The organism is Nonomuraea composti (assembly GCF_012034275.1).
GTDB classification, from domain to species: Bacteria; Actinomycetota; Actinomycetes; order Streptosporangiales; family Streptosporangiaceae; genus Nonomuraea; species Nonomuraea composti.
Genome location: NZ_JAATEP010000002.1, coordinates 234112 through 251614 on the forward strand (window position 1 = coordinate 234112; position 17503 = coordinate 251614).

Sequence of the window (17503 nt, forward strand, 5' to 3'; positions counted from 1 at the left end):
TGTCCCGGCCACGCCGCCCCTCCCGCCGTACTTCGGTGAGGGTCCTCTTGGAGGGCCCGTACCGGGGTGCGGCGGAAGGAGGTGGTCAGGCGAGGGGGCGGGCGGGCGGCAGGCGGAGGCGGTCGACCGCCTCGCGGCGGGTGCGCTCGGGGCGGCGGTCGTAGCGGGCCGTGGTGGCCGGTGAGGCGTGCCCCACCAGGGCCTGCGCCGTGGCCAGGTCCACCCCGGCGTCCAGCAGCTCGCCGATGAACGTCCGGCGGAAGTCGTGGGCCGTGCGCCGCGCCGCGCCCGCCGCCCCGAACCGCCGGGTCAGGATGTCGGCGATGCCCTGCCCGGTCAGCCCCACCGGCCGCCCGTCGCGCGTCCGCAGCCGCCCCGCCTTGCTGATCGGGCTGAACAGCGCCCCCGGCACGTTCCCGCGCACCGCCAGCCACCGCTCCACCAGCCCGATCGCGTCGGTCGTCAGGTAGACCAGGCGCTCCTTGTCGCGCTTGCCGCGCACCCGCAGCGACCGCGACCCCGGATCGTAGTCGGCCAGCGTCAGCCCGCCCAGCTCGGCGCGGCGGCACCCGGTCGAGTACAGCACGGCGATCAGCGCCGCGTCGCGCACGCCGGCGGGCGAGTCGTCGCACGCCGACAGCGCCGCACCGACCACCTCGGGCGGCACGTGGTGCCCGGCGGGCAGGCGGCTCTGACGCACCGGGGCCAGGTCGGAGGCGCGGGCGAGGTCTTCGGCGCTGGTCTGCCCCAGCCGCCACGCCTCCTTCAGCACCCGCCGCAGCGCCACCAGGTGCTTGTTCACGTACGCCGCCGACCAGCCCTGGTCGGTGAGCATCGTCCGGATCCGCACGGTGTGCTCGTAACGCAGCAGGTGCCACGGCTGCCCCGCGCCGGTCGCGCTCTCGTCGCCGGTCAGCAGCCGGGCCAGCCGGTCGAGGCAGCCGCGCATCGTGCGCCGCGACTCGGGGCTGGTCAGGGAGTCGAGATAGACGTGGTACGGGTCGCGCGCCGGCTCGACCGGCAGCGCCCCCGGCTCGGACACGGCGGGCAGGCTCACGCCGACGATATTGCCACGGCCCGCCGGGAGCGCGACGTCACGGAGGAGCGCACGGAAGAAATTTCGCCCAGGCTGTCACGAGCCGGAGGGGCTGTCCGGTCTCAGGTGCGAACCGGGCGCCGGAGGAGGCAACCCGGCGGACAGCAGAAGGGAACCTTCCCCATGAAGATCGTGGTGATCGGCGGCACCGGCCTGATCGGGTCGAAGCTGGTGACGAAGCTGGGCGAGCACGGCCACGAGGCCGTCGCGGCGGCACCGGACACCGGCGTGAACACCCTCACCGGCGAGGGGCTGGCCGAGGTGCTGAAGGGCGCCCAGGTCGTGGTCGACGTGTCGAACTCGCCGTCGTTCGAGCGGGACGCGGTGATGACGTTCTTCCAGACCTCCACCGGGAACGTGCTGGCGGCCGAGAAGGAGGCGGGCGTGGGCCACCACGTCGCCGTGTCGATCGTGGGCACCGAGCGGATGCCGGACAACGGCTACTTCGCCGCCAAGATCGCTCAGGAACGCCTCATCGAGAAGTCGGGGATCCCGTACTCGCTCGTGCACTCCACCCAGTTCTTCGAGTTCGCGCGCGGCATCGCCGACGAGGCCACCCGGGACGGCAAGGTGCACATCGCGCCCGTCCTGTTCCAGCCGATCGCGGGCGACGACGTGGCGCAGGCCGTCGGCCGCACCGCCGTGGGCACGCCGATGAACGGCAGGGTCGAGATCGCCGGGCCGCGCCAGTACCGGATGGACGAGTTCTTCCGCCAGGCGCTGGCCGCCTGGGGCGACCCGCGCGAGGTGGTCACCGACCCGCACGCCCGCTACTTCGGCAGCGAGCTGGGCGAGCGGTCGCTGGTGCCGCTGGACGACACGCGGGCCGTGCTGGGCTCGATCACGTACCGCGACTGGCTCCACCGCGCCGCCGCCGGCAAGTAGGCCCATGACGGGGCCGGCCGGACATTCGTACACGCCACGTTTGGAGGAAAGATGAGCACCGGCGAGGACGGCTTCCTGCACGAGCTGGAGATCGAGGTCGAAGCGGAGGTGACCCTGGTCGAGGCCAGCCGCCCCGGAGAGGTCGCCGAGCTGCCGGTCGGCGACTGGCTGTTCGACCCGACGGACGCCGAGCGCGAGGAGATCGGCCTGCGCGGCCTGCTCGACGCGGTCGAGGTGCTGGAGGACGGCTCCCGGCGGCCGGACGACCATGTCGCGTGAGTCGCGGATCGACACGCTCGGGCCGCGAGGGTCGCGGGAGGCGCGGATCGACACGCTCGGGCCGCGAGGGTCGCGGGGGGCGCGGATCGACACGATCGACAGCCTGCGGGAGCACCTGCAGTGGGCGATCGAGCTGGAGCACGCGACGCTGCCGCCGTACCTGTGCGCCCTGTACTCCCTGGACGCGCGGCGCAACCCGGAGGCCGCCGAGATCGTCGGCAGCGTCTTCGCCGAGGAGATGCTGCACCTGGCGCTGGCCGCGAACCTGCTCAACGCCGTCGGCGGCCGGCCCGTCCTGGACACGCCGCGGATGCTCCCGCCCCATCCGCGCCGGCTGCCCCACGGCGACCGCTCCCTGGAGCTGTCGCTGGTCCCGTTCGGCGCGGAGGCGCTGGAGATGTTCCTGCGCCTCGAACGCCCGGCACCGCCCGGCGCCGCGCCGGAGGGCGACGACTACGAGACGATCGGGCAGTTCTACGCCGCGATCGAGGAGGGGCTGCGCTACCTGTGCGAGCGGCTCGGCGAGCGGGCGGTCTTCGCCGGCGACCCGGCCCGCCAGGTGCACGCCGGCCACTTCCTGCACACCGGCGGGCGGCTCGTCGCCGTCCACGACCTGAAGACCGCGCTGGCCGCGCTGGAGGAGATCGTCGAGCAGGGCGAGGGCAACTCCCACGGCGAGGTCTGGGACGGCGACAAGGACGTCTTCCACCCCGAACGGGACGAGGTCGCCCACTACTACCGCTTCCAGGAGCTCAAGCTCGGCCGCCGCTACCGGCGCGGGGACACCCCGCGGTCCGGCCCCACCGGCGAGCCGGTCAGCGTGGATCCGGACGGCGTCCGCCCGATGCCGCGCAACCCGCGCCCGGCCGAGCCGGGCAGCGCCGCCCGCCGGGCGCAGGAGGAGTTCAACCACACCTACTGCGCCGTCCTGCACCTGCTGGAGCGGGCCTTCAACGGCAGCCCCAGGCTGGTCGCGGTCGCCACCGGCATGATGTACGCGCTCAAGGCCCAGGCCCTGGCCCTCGTGGGGGAGGCCGGCCCGACGTTCGAGTACGTCACGCCCGAGGAGCGGCGGTGGAGCACCGGCGACGAGCGGCGCGTCGTCGTCCTGCGCGACGGCCCCTACATCGTGTACGGCCGCGTCCCGCTCCGGCGCAAACGCAAGATCGTCTCCGCCGGGAACGACGCGCTGACCTGGAAGACCGGCGCACCCCTGGAGACCGAGGACACGTACGCGCTGTGCCGCTGCGGCCACTCCGGCTCCAAGCCGTTCTGCGACGGGACGCACGCCGTCATCGGGTTCGACGGCACCGAGGCGCCGCCGATGCGGCCGTACGAGGAGCTGCAGCACGTCCACGACGGGGTCGGCATCTCCGCGCGGCGGGTGGGGGAGCTGTGCGTCCACGCCGCGTTCTGCATCGGCCGCACCAGGCCCATCGCCGCGATGCTCGCCGACACCGCCGACAGCGACGTGCGCGCCGCCGTCATGGGCCGCATCGACCACTGCCCGTCCGGCTCCTACAGCTACGCGCTCGAACGCGGCGGCGAGCCGATCGAGCCCGACCTGCCGCAGGCCGTCTCCGTCCTGGAGGAGGAGGACGGGCTGGCCGGCGCCCTCTGGGTCACCGGCGGCGTGCCCGTCATCCGGTCGGACGGGCGGCCGCTGGAGATCCGCAACCGGGTCACGCTCTGCCGCTGCGGCCACTCCGGCAACAAACCCCTCTGCGACGGCACCCACCGGGCCATCGGCTTCCGCGAGGAACCGGCCCCACCACCATCTACAGACAAGGAACCGACGTCATGAACGAGCAGCCCGTCGTCGTGCTGGTGCACGGCGCCTTCGCCGAATCCGCGTCCTGGAACCGGGTCATCAGACGCCTGCAGCACGGGCACGGGCTGCGGGCGGTCGCCGTGGCCAACCCGCTGCGCGGCGTGGAGGGCGACGCCGCCTACGTACGGGACGTCATCGCCGGCCTCCGGCAACCGGTCGTCCTCGTCGGCCACTCCTACGGCGGCATGGTGATCACGCAGGCGGCCGCCGGGCTGCCCGCCGTGCGGGCGCTCGTCTACGTCGGCGCCTTCGCGCCCGAGCCCGGGGAGAGCGCGTTCCTGCTGTCGGCGAAGTTCGAGGGCAGCACGCTGGGCGACGCGCTGCTCGCCTATCCGGTGGCGTCCGGCGGGAACGAGTTCCGCATCGATCCCGCCAAGTTCCACCACCAGTTCTGCGCCGACGTGGCCGCCGAGGAGGCCGCGCTCATGGCCGCCACCCAGCGGCCGGTGACCGAGCGGGCGCTGCGGGACGGGCTCTCCGCCGAGGAGCCCGCCTGGCGGGGCATTCCGTCCTGGTTCGTGCACGGGGAGCGCGACCGTAACATCCCGGCCGAGGCGCTGCGCTTCATGGCGGCGCGGGCCGGGTCGCGCGGCACCCAGGAGGTGCCTGGGGCCTCCCACGCGGTCGCCGTCTCCGAGCCGGACGCCGTGACCGCCACCATCATCGAGGCGGTCCGCGGCACCGACGGCTGATCCGACCAGGACGCGGCCCGCAGCGCTTGTGCTGCGGGCCGCGTTTCGTTGTGCCTGCCATGCGCGTGGTACGGGGGGTGCCGCTCGCGTGGCCCAAGTGCGTGATGGGCGGCGCTGACGGCGCGAGCGGCCGGCGAGGGGGGCTGACGGGCTGGCACGCGTGCACGTGGCGGTGGTGGACGGCTCGCATGGCGACGTGCCGGTGGCGACGCGCGTCGCGGCACGTGGGCGGCGGAGCGCGCGTGGCGGCGCATGGGTGGCGGAGCGCGCGCGTGGTGGCGCATGGATGGTGGAGCGTGGGGGCGACGCTTGAGCGGCGGCGTGCGGGCGGCGGAGCGCGAGAGGCGGCGTGCGGGCGGTGCAGCGCGAGAGGCGGCGTGCGGGGGCGGTGCGTGGTGGCGCGCGGGTGGCGCGCGGGTGGCGCGCGAGCGGTGGTGCCCGGCGCGCCGGTCGAGGCGGGGATGGGCCGGGGGTCAGCGGGTGGCGGTGGCCGAGGCGGTGGTGGGCCGGCGGGTGACGGAGGTGGCGAGCAGGGCTTCCAGGTCGGCGAGGTCGCCGGTCTGGGCCGCCGACAGGAACGCGCGCACGAGGCGCCGGTGCGTCAGCGCGTCCACCGGGTGGAGCCGCCCGCCCGACAGGTGGTGGCGGGCGCGGCGCAGGAGCTGGCGGGTGTGGTCCTCGCCCAGGTGGAGGATCTCACCGATCTGCCGGTACGGGTAGTCGAAGGCGATGCGCAGCAGGTAGACGGCCCGCTCCGCCGGCGTGAGCCGCTCCAGCAACATCCGGATCGCCCCGTCGACCGCCTCGTGCCGCTCGGCCGCCGTCTCCGGGCCGGCGGCGTGGTCGGGCGTCTCGGGCAGCCAAGGGCCGGCGGAGGTCTCGCGGCGCTTGCGGGCGGACTGGGTCACGTTGATGGCCAGCCTCGTGGTGGTCAGCGCGAGGAACGCGGCCGGGCTGACCACCACGGAGCGGTTCGCGCGGGCCCAGCGCAGCCACGTCTCCTGCACCACGTCCTCGGCCTCGCCCACGTCCTGAAGCACGCGCAACCCGATCGCGTAGAGCCGCGGCGCGGCGCTGACGAACGTCGCGGCGGCGCCGTCCCATCCGTTGATCGACCGGTCGTCGATCGGCTCCATGTGGTCTCTGCGCGACTCCAGCAGGTTGATGGTCACGATCTCAACTCCGTTCACAGCCGGCATCCGGCGGATGCCACTGGTTTCACGGTCGTTGCTCGGGCCCCTCCGTCGCGCCCTGGGGAGGCCGTAGTCCATACCCTGGTCCGGGTACCCGGGTGCCCACTGGGGCCCTAGGGTGAGTACCCGGGTGCCGGCCCGTGATCGCGTGGTGCCGGGCCCGTCGCAGGACGTCAGGGTGCCTGCCGATCGAGGACGGAGGCTCGGTGCCCATGGCGAACGCAGGGCTCCGCGGGCGGCGGGCGGAGTGCGAGACGCTGGATCGGCTTGTGGCGACCGTACAGGGCGGGCGCAGCTCGGTCCAGATCCTGCGGGGCGAGGCCGGCATCGGCAAGAGCGCGCTCCTCGAGTACGTACGCGAGCGCGCCACGGGCTGCCGGACGGCCAGGGCGGCCGGCGTCGAGTCGGAGATGGAGCTGGCGTTCGGCGGCCTGCACCAGCTCTGCGCGCCCTTCCTCGATCGTCTCGGACGCCTGCCGCAGCCGCAGCGCGAGGCGCTCGCCACGGCGTTCGGCCTGAGCGAGGGGACACCGCCGGACCGGTTCCTGGTGGGGCTGGCGGTGCTCAGCCTGCTCGCGGACGCCGCCGCGAAGGAGCCGCTGATCTGCCTGGTCGACGACGCGCAGTGGCTCGACACCGTCTCCGCGCAGACGGTCGCCTTCATCGCGCGGCGCCTGCTCGCCGAGCGGATCGGGCTGGTGATCGCGGTCCGGGAGGGCCACCTTGAGCCCGAGCTGGCGGGGCTGCCGCAGCTCGGCGTGGGGCGGCTGAGCGACGGCGACGCCCGCGCCCTGCTCGACTCGGTGACGCCCGGGCGGCTGGACGAGCGCGTACGCGACCGGATCGTAGCCGAGACGCAGGGCAACCCGCTGGCCCTGCTGGAGCTGCCCAAGGGGCTGACGCCGGCGGAGCTGGCCGGCGGGTTCGGCCGGCCCGACGCCAGGCCCCTGGCCGGCCACATCGAGCAGAGCTTCGTGCGGCGGGTCCGGGCGCTGCCGGCCGCGACGCAGCAGGTGCTGCTCATCGCGGCGGCCGAGCCGGTCGGCGACGTGACGTTGCTGGCCCGGGCGGCGGAGCTGCTGGGCATCGACGCGTCCGCCGGGGCGCCGGCCGAGGCGGCGGGGCTGATCACGATCGGCACCCGGGTGCGCTTCCGCCACCCGCTGGTGCGTTCGGCCGCCTACCGGGTGGCGGCGCCGCAGGAGCGGCAGCGCGTGCACCGGGCGCTGGCCGACGCCACCGACCCGGCCTCGGATCCCGACCGCCGCGCCTGGCACCTGGCCAACGCCGCCTCGGCCCCCGACGAGACGGTGGCCGCCGAGCTTGAACGCTCCGCCGGCCGGGCCCAGGCACGCGGCGGCGTCGCGGCGGCGGCCGCGTTCCTGGAACGGGCGGCCGAGCTCACCCCCGACCCGGCCGGCCGCGGCACGAGGGGGCTGGCGGCGGCCCGCGCCAAGTACCAGGCGGGGGCGTACGACGTCGCGCGCGGCCTGCTGGACGCGGCCGAGCTCAGCCCCCTGGACGAGCACCAGCTCGCCGAGGCCGGCCTGCTGCGCGGCCAGATCACCTTCGCCTCCACCAGCGCCGGCGCCGCGCTCCCGCTCCTGCTCGCGGCGGCCGGACGCCTGGAGCCCCTGGACCCGGCCCTGGCCCGCCAGACCTACCGCGACGCTTTGTACGCGGCACTCACCGCCGGAAGGCTGGCGACCGGCGCCCAGATGGCGGGCGGTGGCGGGCCGGCGCACGGCGCCCAGGTGGCATACGGCGGCCACAGGGCACCCGGCGCCCAGATGGCCGGCGGCGCTCAGCCGGCGGGGGACGCCCGGGTGGCCGGCGGCGGCCAGGCGGCCTACGACACCCAGGCGGCGGACGGCGTTCGAAGCGCGGGCAACGCCGAGACGGTGCACGGCGCTCGGGTGGCGGGCGGTGCTCAGGTGGCCGATGTCGCCAGGGCGGCGCTCGCCGCGCCGCCGGGGCCGCGGCCGGGGCGGGGTGACCTGCTCCTGGCCGGGACGGCGACGGCGATCACCGAGGGGTACGCGACGGGCGCCCCGATGGTGCTGCGGGCCCTGGACGCCTTCCGTACCGGCGAGATCTCCCGGGAGGAGGGCCTCGGCTGGCTCCCGCTCGCCTGCCGCATGGCCCACGACGTGTGGGACTTCGACGGCTACGCGGCCCTGTCGAACCGGTTGGTCGAGCTGGCCCGCGAGACGGGTGCCCTGTCGGTGCTGCCGTCGGCGCTCCTGCTGCTCCTGTCGGCCCGGGTGCTGGCGGGCGACCTGGCCGGCGCGGGCGCGCTGGTGGCGGAGGCGGCGACCATCGGCGAGGTGACGGGCAGCCGCTTCATGGCCCAGTACGGCGCCCTGGTGCTGGAGCCGTGGAAGGGCGACGAGGCCGCCACCCGCGAGGTCATCGAGACGATCACGGGTGACGTGGCGCTGCGGGGCGAGGGCAAGGTGGCCAGCGCGACCGAGTGGGCGAGGGCCGTCCTGCACAACGGGCACGGCCGCTACGAGGAGGCGTACGAGGCGGCCGAGCGCGGCGCCGAGCATCCGCTGGAGCTGGGGCTGTCCACCTGGTCCACGATCGAGCTGGTCGAGGCCGCCGCCAGGAGCGGGCGGCCGGGCCGCGCCGCCGAGGCCGCCCGCAGGCTCGACGAGATGGCCAGCGCGAGCGGCACCGACTGGGCGCGCGGCACGTCGGCGAACGCGCGCGCCCAGGTCAGCGAGGGGCCGGCGGCCGACGCCTTGTACCGGGAGGCGATCGAGCGGCTGGGCCGGGCCGGGGTCCGGACGGCGCTCGCCCGCGCCCGCCTGCTCTACGGTGAGTGGCTGCGCAGGGAGGGGCGCCGGGTCGACGCCCGCGAGCAGCTGGGCCTGGCGTACGAGCTGCTCGGCGCGATGGGCGCGGACGCGTTCGCCGAGCGTGCCCGGCGGGAGCTGCAGGCCACCGGCGAGACGATCCGCAGGCGTCCCGCCGAGGCGGGCCCGGCGCTCACGGCCCAGGAGGCGCAGATCGCCCGCCTGGCCGCCGAGGGCCTGACCAACCCGGAGATCGGCGCCCAGCTCTACATCAGCCCGAACACCGTCGAATGGCACCTGCGCAAGGTCTTCACCAAGCTCGGCATCACGTCCCGCAAGCAACTGCGCACCACCCTCCCCGCCCACCCCACCGCCCCGCGCGCCCCAGGCGGGGACGCGGCGGCCGGGGAGGCGGCGGCCACCGCCTGACGGCGCCGTCCCCCTCGCGCCGTGCGACCGCCTCTCCCCGCCCCTGTCACGAACGGCGGGCGCCGTCCGGTCCAAGGGGGCGAGGGCCGGCCGGGAAGGCCGGTCGCCAGTGAGCGAAACGGAGACCGCCCATGAACAACCCCATCCTGGAGCCGGCCGCGCAGGCGTTCGCCGAGGCCGCGGCCAAGCCCCCGTTCGTGTACGAGCTGGGCCCGGCCGGCGCCCGCAAGCTGCTGGACGACGTGCAGGCGGGCCCCGTGCCCATGCCGGACGTCGACGAGAAGTGGATCATCGTGCCGGCCGGGGCCGGCGACGTGCGGGTGCGCATCGTCAAGCCGGCGGGCGCGGCGGGCACGCTGCCCGCGGTGCTGTACGTGCACGGCGGCGGCTGGGTGCTGGGCAACGCGGGCACCCACGACCGCCTCGTCCGCGAGCTGGCCGTGGGGACGGGCGCGGCGGTGGTGTTCGTCGAGTACGACCGCTCGCCGGAGGCGCGTTACCCGGTGGCGATCGAGCAGGCGTACGCGACCGCCCAGTGGATCGTCAAGGAAGGCGCGGCGGAGGGCCTGGACGCGTCCAGGCTGGCGGTGGCGGGCGACTCGGTCGGCGGGAACATGACCGCGGCTCTGACGATCATGGCGAAGCGGCGCGGCGACGTGCGTTTCGTGCACCAGTCGCTGTACTACCCGGTGACGGACGCGGGCCAGGACACCGGCAGCTACCGCGAGTTCGCGAACGGCCCTCACCTGACGGCGAGGGCGATGGCCTGGTTCTGGGACGCGTACATCGCCGACCCGGCCCAGCGCGCCGAGATCACCGCCTCCCCGCTGCGCGCGAGCCTGGAGGACCTGGCGGGCCTGCCGCCCGCGTTCGTCATCGTGGACGAGAACGACGTGCTGCGCGACGAGGGAGAGGCGTACGCCCGCAAGCTGACGCAGGCCGGCGTGCCGACGACCAGCGTCCGCTACAACGGCACGCTGCACGACTTCATGATGCTCAACCCCGTGCGCGAGACCCGCGCCGCGCGGGCCGCGACCGCCCAGGCCGTCGAGGTGCTCAAGGCCGCCCTGCGCGGCGACGCGGGGAAGTGACGGCCGGTGCCCGCGATCCTCATTCACGGCGTTCCCGACACGCATCGCGTCTGGGCGGGCGTGCGCCGGCACCTGACGCGTACGGACGTGGAGGCGTGGGACCTGCCGGGTTTCGGCGCCCCGCGCCCGGCCGGGTTCGGCAGCACCAAGGAGGAGTACGCCGCCTGGCTGATCGACCGGCTGGAGCAGGTCGGCGAGCCGGTCGACCTGGTCGGCCACGACTGGGGCTGCATCCTGACCGCCCGGGTCGCGTCCCTGCGGCCCGACCTGGTACGGACCTGGGCGGGCGGGAACGGCCCGATCAGCGCCCGCTACGCGTGGCATCCCCTGGCGCGGACCTGGCAGGACCCGGCCGAGGGTGACCGGTTCATGGCCGGCCTCGACCCGGACCGGTTCGCCGACGACGTGGCCACCGGCTTCGAGGTGCCCGCGGACCTGGCGCGCGAGATGACGCGGCACGTCGACGAGCCGATGAAGGACAGCATTCTCCGGCTCTACCGGTCGGCGCTGACGATGGGCGCCGAGTGGGAGCCGGAGCTGGCGAAGGTGAGCGCGCCCTGCCTCGTCATCTGGGGCTCGCGCGACCCGGCGTGCCCGGTGGAGTTCGCCGACGAGCTGGGCCGGGCCGTCCGGGCGGAGCGGGTGGTCAAGCTCGACTGCAACCACTGGCCGCCGCTGCAGCGGCCCGAGCAGGTGGCCGCCGCCCTTGAGGAGCACTGGCGGAGCCACCCGGCGCCGGAAGGCGGAGACCGTGGCCGCTCAGCCGGGTCGTGAGCCCCGTTCGCCCTTACGCTGGACCGCCCGCGCCGCCTGCCAGGACGCGGACCCGGCGCTGTTCTTCCCCATCACCTGGGCCGACCATCCCGGCCACCGCGAGGAGCAGGCCCGGCGCATCTGCCAGGGCTGCCCCGTGCGGGCGATCTGCCTCGACTGGGCGCTGAGCACCGGCGAGCCGGACGGCATGTGGGGCGGCACCACCCCTGAGGAGCGCCGCCGCCTGCGCGGCCGCCGGGGCCTGGCCACGGCCTGACCCTTCCCTACCACTCCCATCGAAGAGGACCCGATGAACGACCTGGAACCGGGACGCGGCAGCGCGGCTCCCGGCCCGGCACCGATCGACACGATCGACAGCCTGCGGGAGCACCTGCAGTGGGCGATCGAGCTGGAGCACGCGACGCTGCCGCCGTACCTGTGCGCCCTGTACTCCCTGGACCCGGAGCGCAACCCCGACGCCGTGGAGGTGGTCGGCAGCGTGTTCGCCGAGGAGATGCTGCACCTGGCGCTGGCGGCGAACCTGCTCAACGCCGTCGGGGGCCGGCCGCGCCTCGACACGCCCGAGATGCTGCCGCCCTACCCCCGGCGGCTGCCCCACAGCGCGCTGGAGCTGTCGCTGCTGCCGTTCGGGCCGCAGGCGCTGGAGATGTTCCTGCGCCTGGAGCAGCCGGCGCCGCCCGGCGCGCCGCCGGAGAGCGAGGGGTACGAGACGATCGGGCAGTTCTACGACGCCATCGAGCGAGGGCTGCGCCACCTGTGCGAGCGGCTGGGCGAGCGCGAGGTGTTCAGCGGCGACCCCGCCCGCCAGGTGAGCGGCACCCACTTCCGGCACACGGCGGGCACGCTGTTCGCGGTGGAGGACCTGGAGTCGGCGCTCGGGGCGCTGGAGGAGATCGTCGAGCAGGGCGAGGGCACCTCCAGGGGCCAGGTCTGGGACGGCGACCACGACATCTTCCACCCCGACCGGGACGAGGTCGCCCACTACTTCCGCTTCGAGGAGCTGAAGCTCGGCCGCCGCTACCGGCGCGGCGACTCCCCGAAGTCCGGCCCCACCGGCGAGCCGATCGCGGTGAACCTGGCCGCCGTCCGCCCGATGCGGCCCGACCCGCGGCTGTCGGACCACGCGCCGGGCAGCGACGTGCGCACGGCGCAGGAGGAGTTCAACCGCACCTACCGCACGCTGCTGAACCAGCTGGAGCAGGCGTTCAACGGCGACCCGAAGCTGCTCGGCACCGCCGTCGGCACCATGTACGGCCTCAAGGGGCAGGCCGCCGCCCTGATGCAACTGCCCGACGGCGGCGGCACCGTCGCCGGCCCGACCTTCGAGTACGTGCCGCTCGATTCGCGCCCGTAAGCGGCGTCGTCGCCCGGCCCGCCTCCGGGTGGCCGGAAAGACATCCCAGGAGGATCTTGTCGTGGACAACCCCTTGAGGATCGGCGCGGAACCCGTCGACTACGCGCTGATCCTCATCTACTTCGCCGTCGTCCTGCTCGTCGGGGTGGCCGCGCGCCGGCGGATCTCCAGCAGCCTCGACTTCCTGCTGTCGGGGCGCTCGCTGCCGGCCTGGATCACCGGGCTGGCGTTCATCTCGGCCAACCTCGGCGCCGTCGAGGTGATCGGCATGTCGGCCAACGGCGCCGAGTACGGCATGCCGACCATGCACTACTACTGGATCGGCGCCGTGCCCGCCATGCTGTTCCTCGGCGTCGTCATGATGCCGTTCTACTACGGGTCGAAGGTGCGCAGCGTGCCGGAGTTCATGCGCCGCCGCTTCGGCCCCGGCGCGCACCTGGTGAACGCGATCACGTTCGCGCTCGCCCAGGTGCTGATCGCGGGGATCAACCTGTTTCTGCTGGCCACCGTCGTCAACGGCCTGCTCGGCTGGCCGCTGTGGGTGGCGCTGATCCTGGCCGCCGCGATCGTGCTCAGCTACATCACGCTCGGCGGGCTGTCGGCGGCCATCTACAACGAGGTGCTGCAGTTCTTCGTCATCGTCGCCGCGCTGCTGCCGCTCACCCTCATCGGGCTCAACCGCGTCGGCGGCGTCGGCGGGCTGATCGACCGCATCCAGGACAGCGAGGAGCTGCGCTCGTGGCCGGGCACCGCGCTGGCCGGGTTCGGCAGCCCGGTCCTGTCGGTGGCGGGGATCGTGTTCGGGCTGGGCTTCGTGCTCTCCTTCGGCTACTGGACGACGAACTTCGTCGAGGTGCAGCGGGCCATGGCGACCAGCTCGACGACCGCCGCGCGCAACACGCCGATCATCGCCTCGTTCCCGAAGATGTTCATCCCGTTCGTCGTCGTGATCCCCGGCATGATCGCCGGGGTGCTGGTGCCCGAGGTGGCCCGGCTCAAGGCCGGCGACCCGGCCGCCGGGGTCACCTACAACGACGCGATCCTGCTGCTGATCCGCGACACGCTGCCCACCGGCCTGCTCGGCGTCGCCCTGACCGGGCTGCTGGCCGCGTTCATGGCCGGCATGGCCGCCAACATCTCCGCCTTCAACACCGTCTTCAGCTACGACCTGTGGCAGACGTACGTGAAGAAGGGCCGCTCCGACGGCTACTACCTGAAGGTCGGCCGGTGGGCCACGGTCGGCGCGACGCTGCTGGCGATCGGCACCGCGTTCATCGCCGCCGGCTACGGCAACCTGATGACCTACCTGCAGACGCTGTTCGGGTTCTTCAACGCGCCGCTGTTCGCCACGTTCATCCTCGGCATCCTCTGGAAGCGCATGACCGCGACCGCCGGATGGGCGGGGCTGGTGTCCGGGACGCTCGGCGCGATCGCCGTGTGGCTGGCCAACGAGCTCGGGGCCATCTCCCTGCCCGGCCAGGGTGCGGCGTTCGTGTCGGCCGGCGTGGCGTTCGTCGTGGACCTCGTGGTGAGCGTGCTGGTCAGCCTGGTCACCGCGCCGAAACCGGCGGCGGAGCTGGGCGGGCTCGTCTTCTCCGAGACGCCCGCCAGGCTGCGCACGGACCCGGCCGCGACCCGGCTGCCGTGGTACCGGACGCCGGTCAAGCTCGCGGGCCTGTCCCTGCTGCTCGTCACCACCCTGAACGTGATCTTCCGATGACCACTCGCGAGGAGCCGGACATGACCACACCGCGCAAGGCGAGCGCGTTCGACATCCGCGTCGTCATCGCCGCCCTGATCGGCTTCTACGGCGCCGTACTGATCATCCTCGGGCTCGTCGCGGACACGGCGGCGGACCGGGCCAAGACCGGCGACGTCAACGCCAACCTGTGGGCCGGCCTCGGCATGCTGGCCGTCGCCGCCGCCTTCGCGATCTCCGCCCGCCTGCGGCCGGTCCGCATCGAATGACGACGGCAAAAGCAGAGGCCACCGAGCAGGGGATGCTGCTCGGTGACCTCTGCTCAGCTCCGGGCCTCGGTCACGACCGCGGTGCGCGCCGGTCCTTGCGGGCCTCCAGCTCCTCCTGGCTGACCGGGATCAGCATCGGCTGCCCCGGCGCGCAGAACATCGTCACCACGAACGCCGACTCCTCGTCGGACAAGTGGTTGCCGTCCTGGTAGTGGATCACGTCCCCGCCGGGCTCCCAGAACGCCTCGCCGGCCCGGACCACCCGCACGGGGTCGCCTTCGAGCTCGAAGTTGACGGCGCCCTTGACCACGTACCCGTACGCGGGCCCGGAGTGCCGGTGCGGTGGCGCGCCGGGGCTGTTCGGCGGCAGCGTGACCAGGATCGTCATCGCCTCGGCCCCCGCCGGCGCGGGCGGCGCGCCCGGCACGGTGGCGACCACGTCGATCCTCGGCGGCGGGCCGCTCTTGTCGGGGTTGTCCAGGTGGTGGGCGTGAGCGTGATCGGTGCTCATCGGATGTCCTTCTCTATGGAGGGGCCGGTTCGATCCGGCCCTGTACAGCTCAGACCGGGCGGCGGCCCCGATGCGTGACAGGGCGCGGCGGGTTTCCTACCCGGCGGGGCGCAGGCGCACGGGGAGCCGCTGGTGACCGTTGCTGATAAGAGTGGGAATCGTGGGCAGCTCTTCAGCCGGCGCCGCGAGCGACAGCGGGTACGCCAGCCGCTCCTGTCGTCTCCCCCCGACGGGCTCCGAAGGAGACGACCGGGCGGCCCCGGCCGGGTGTGACAGGATCGGCCCTGCCCGGTGGTGTGCGAGGATCGTGCGGTGAGTGCCGCTTCCCCCGTTCGCAAGGTAGGCAGGCCGCGCGCCGTGGCGCGCCCGCGCAGCGGGCTGAGCCCGCGCGAGGAGATCCTGGCCGCGGCGGCGGAGCTGTTCACCATCCACGGGTACACCGCCACCACCACGAGGGCGCTGGCCGAGCGGGCCGGGATCCGGCAGGCGTCGCTCTACCACTACTTCGGCGGCAAGGAGGATCTGCTCGCCGAGCTGCTGGAGAGCACGGTGCGGCCCTCGCTGGAGGCGGTGGGCGCCCTGGCCGGCGCCACACCGGAGGAGCGGCTGTGGGAGCTGTGCCATCGTGACGCCAGGTTGTTGTGCTCGGGGCCGTACAACCTGGGGGCGCTCTACCTGCTGCCGGAGGTGCGCACGGAGCGGTTCGCCGGGTTCCGGGGGATGCGGGAGGAGCTGAAGGGCGTTTACGGGCGGCTGCTGGCCGAGACCCCGGCCGGGGCGGCGCTGGCGCCCGCCGACAGGGAGCTGCGCACGGATCTGCTGTTCGCGCTGATCGAGGGCGTGATCCTGATCCGCAGGGACACTCCGGGCGAGCTGGCCGCCGGCGTCATCGAGACGCTGGCGGCCGCCACCGCCGACGCGGCGCTACGCCTGGCCGGCGTTGGCGACCGGCAGGGGCTCGGCGGCAGCGGCGGCGACGCTGCCGGTCCGGCGTAGCCGGCGGTAGAGCAGGCCGAGGGCGACGACCGCCGCGAGGAAGAGCAGCGTGAACCACTGGAAGAACCAGTGGCCGGTGATCGGCGCGTACACCTCGGCCCTGGGCCAGGCCAGGTTGACGGTCATGGCCAGGCCGTAGCAGAAGGCCAGCGCGTTCACCGGCAGGCCCCAGCGGCCCATGCTGAACAGCGGCGTCCCGTCCTCCGCGGTGCCGGCCGGCGCGCCGCCGCGCCAGGGGCCGCGCAGGCGCTGCGCCAGCAGCGGGCCCGTCACCATCGCGTACGCGAGGTAGAGCAGCACGATGCAGGTGGTGCCGATGGCCAGGAACGCCTCGGGCGAGGCGAAGTTGAGCAGCAGGATCGCGGCCGCGAGCACGCCGGTGACCAGCGCGGGCCCGGTCGGCATGCCGGTGCGGGGGGAGACCCTGGACAGCGCGCCGGAGAAGGGGACGACGCCGTCACGGGCCATGGAGAACAGCATGCGGGTGGCGGCGGTCTGGATCGCCATCGTGGCCACGGCGATGGCCACGGTCACGTCGGCCAGCAGCAGCTTGCCGACCCAGTCGCCGAGGCTGCTGGTGAGCACGTACGACAGGCCCTCGGTGGCCAGCCGCCCGTCGGTGAGGCTGGGGGCGGCGAGCAGGCCGGCGAAGATGATGAGGCCGCCGAGCAGCCCGGCCGCCGTGAGCGCGGTCAGGATGGTGCGGGGCGCGACCCGCCGCGGGTTGCGGGTCTCCTCGCTCAGCTCGCCCGCGCTGTCGAAGCCGATGAGCACGTACGCGGCGGTGAACGAGCCGACCAGCAGCGCCCCGATGGCCCCGCCCTGCCCGCCGGTGCTGAAGGTGACGCCGGGCGCGTTCTCGGCGTGGGTGAGCAGCAGGACGACGATGAGCACGGCCCCGATGATCTCCGTGGTGACGCCGATGCTGTTGACCCTGGCGAGGACGCGGTTGTCGATGACGTTCACGGCGGTGGTGAGCGCGAGCAGGACCAGGCCGAGGATGGCGGCGTTGGCCGCGCCGGTGGCGGTGGTCGGGGCGGGGTCGCCGCCGACGAGCTGGAAGCCGGACCAGATGGAGGGGAGCACCACCTGGAGGGCGAGCGCCGCGGCGGCGATGACGACGATCTGCCCGAGAATCATGATCCAGCCGGCGAACCAGCCGAACGCGGGCGTGCTGAGCCGGGTCGACCACTGGTAGATGGAGCCGGAGATGGGGTAGCGGGCGGCCAGCTCGGCGAAGCAGAGCGCGACCAGGAGCTGCCCGGCCAGCACGACGGGCCAGGTCCAGAAGAAGGCGGCGCCGCCGAAGGAGTATCCGATGGCGAAGAACTGGAAGACCGTGGTGAGCACGGAGATGAAGGAGAAGCCCGCGGCGAAGGAGGCGTACCTGCCCATGCTGCGGTGCAGCTCCTGGCGGTAGCCGAACGTGCGCAGCGCGGCCTCGTCGGTGGGGGGCGGGGGAGTGGCGGTGACGTCCATCGGGGCTCCGGGCGGTCGAATTTCTGTCGGTTGACCGATATGTACGGGCCCGTGGTTTCCGCCTCGTGACGCCGGCGTTCATCTGCCGTAACGCAAAGCTCACCGCCCACCCTGCTCACGGCGG

Annotated in this window: 16 protein-coding genes; 12 read left to right on the top strand and 4 right to left on the bottom strand. The window is 74.1% G+C overall.

Going from position 1 to position 17503, the window contains the following annotated elements:
- Positions 1-85: 85 nt before the first annotated feature.
- Positions 86-1057 carry a tyrosine-type recombinase/integrase gene (locus HCN51_RS03920; RefSeq protein ID WP_080046595.1) on the bottom strand — a complete coding sequence of 324 codons (972 nt, stop codon included), beginning with the start codon at positions 1055-1057 and terminating at the stop codon, positions 86-88.
- Between the two features lie 162 nt (positions 1058-1219).
- Here HCN51_RS03920 and HCN51_RS03925 point away from each other — a divergent pair, with 162 nt between their 5' ends.
- The 4 genes from HCN51_RS03925 to HCN51_RS03940 are packed head-to-tail and all read left to right on the top strand — an operon-like array spanning position 1220 to position 4783.
- Positions 1220-1981 (top strand): SDR family oxidoreductase, encoded by a 762-nt coding sequence (locus HCN51_RS03925; protein WP_168006831.1) that lies wholly within the window; start codon positions 1220-1222, stop codon positions 1979-1981.
- 51 nt (positions 1982-2032) lie between these two features.
- Entirely contained in the window at positions 2033-2260 is a 228-nt protein-coding gene (locus tag HCN51_RS03930) for a hypothetical protein (RefSeq protein ID WP_168006833.1), read from the top strand.
- Positions 2250-4064, top strand: a complete 1815-nt coding sequence (locus HCN51_RS03935; protein WP_168006835.1) for a ferritin-like domain-containing protein — start codon at positions 2250-2252, stop codon at positions 4062-4064. The genes HCN51_RS03930 and HCN51_RS03935 overlap by 11 nt, the downstream gene beginning before the upstream one ends.
- Entirely contained in the window at positions 4061-4783 is a 723-nt protein-coding gene (locus tag HCN51_RS03940; protein ID WP_168006837.1) for an alpha/beta fold hydrolase, read from the top strand. Before HCN51_RS03935 ends, HCN51_RS03940 begins: the two co-directional genes overlap by 4 nt.
- Positions 4784-5256: 473 nt before the next feature.
- On the opposite strand, the gene HCN51_RS03945 is transcribed toward HCN51_RS03940, so the two are convergent.
- Positions 5257-5955 (bottom strand): sigma-70 family RNA polymerase sigma factor, encoded by a 699-nt coding sequence (locus HCN51_RS03945; protein WP_346433527.1) that lies wholly within the window; start codon positions 5953-5955, stop codon positions 5257-5259.
- Between the two features lie 233 nt (positions 5956-6188).
- Between HCN51_RS03945 and HCN51_RS61060 the strand changes: the two genes are divergently transcribed.
- The 7 genes from HCN51_RS61060 to HCN51_RS03980 all read left to right on the top strand — a co-directional run bounded on the left by HCN51_RS61060 (position 6189) and on the right by HCN51_RS03980 (position 14393).
- A complete protein-coding gene (locus HCN51_RS61060) occupies positions 6189-9206 on the top strand; it encodes a LuxR family transcriptional regulator (RefSeq protein WP_168006839.1) in 3018 nt (1005 codons plus the stop codon).
- A gap of 131 nt (positions 9207-9337) precedes the next feature.
- Complete coding sequence (locus HCN51_RS03955; RefSeq protein WP_168006841.1) at positions 9338-10297, top strand: alpha/beta hydrolase; 960 nt, start codon at positions 9338-9340, stop codon at positions 10295-10297.
- A gap of 6 nt (positions 10298-10303) precedes the next feature.
- The gene (locus HCN51_RS03960; RefSeq protein WP_168006843.1) at positions 10304-11071 is read left to right on the top strand and encodes an alpha/beta fold hydrolase; all 768 of its coding nucleotides are present in this window, start codon (positions 10304-10306) and stop codon (positions 11069-11071) included.
- A complete protein-coding gene (locus HCN51_RS58945) occupies positions 11049-11327 on the top strand; it encodes a WhiB family transcriptional regulator (RefSeq protein ID WP_168006845.1) in 279 nt (92 codons plus the stop codon). The genes HCN51_RS03960 and HCN51_RS58945 overlap by 23 nt, the downstream gene beginning before the upstream one ends.
- 33 nt (positions 11328-11360) lie before the next feature.
- Positions 11361-12425 carry a ferritin-like domain-containing protein gene (locus tag HCN51_RS03970; protein WP_206066532.1) on the top strand — a complete coding sequence of 355 codons (1065 nt, stop codon included), beginning with the start codon at positions 11361-11363 and terminating at the stop codon, positions 12423-12425.
- Between the two features lie 61 nt (positions 12426-12486).
- Complete coding sequence (locus HCN51_RS03975) at positions 12487-14145, top strand: sodium:solute symporter family protein (protein WP_346433528.1); 1659 nt, start codon at positions 12487-12489, stop codon at positions 14143-14145.
- 20 nt (positions 14146-14165) lie between these two features.
- Positions 14166-14393 (top strand): hypothetical protein, encoded by a 228-nt coding sequence (locus HCN51_RS03980; protein WP_168006849.1) that lies wholly within the window; start codon positions 14166-14168, stop codon positions 14391-14393.
- A gap of 70 nt (positions 14394-14463) precedes the next feature.
- Here the strand turns inward: HCN51_RS03980 and HCN51_RS03985 are convergent, their stop codons facing one another.
- Entirely contained in the window at positions 14464-14904 is a 441-nt protein-coding gene (locus tag HCN51_RS03985) for a cupin domain-containing protein (RefSeq protein ID WP_168006851.1), read from the bottom strand.
- 312 nt (positions 14905-15216) lie between these two features.
- Between HCN51_RS03985 and HCN51_RS03990 the strand changes: the two genes are divergently transcribed.
- On the top strand, positions 15217-15900 hold the full coding sequence (locus HCN51_RS03990; protein ID WP_168006853.1) for a TetR family transcriptional regulator: 684 nt from the start codon (positions 15217-15219) through the stop codon (positions 15898-15900).
- Here the strand turns inward: HCN51_RS03990 and HCN51_RS03995 are convergent.
- Positions 15829-17379, bottom strand: coding sequence for an amino acid permease (locus tag HCN51_RS03995; protein ID WP_168006855.1), 1551 nt, complete (start codon positions 17377-17379; stop codon positions 15829-15831). The two genes, HCN51_RS03990 and HCN51_RS03995, sit on opposite strands and share 72 nt — an antisense overlap.
- Between the last annotated feature and the right edge of the window lie 124 nt (positions 17380-17503).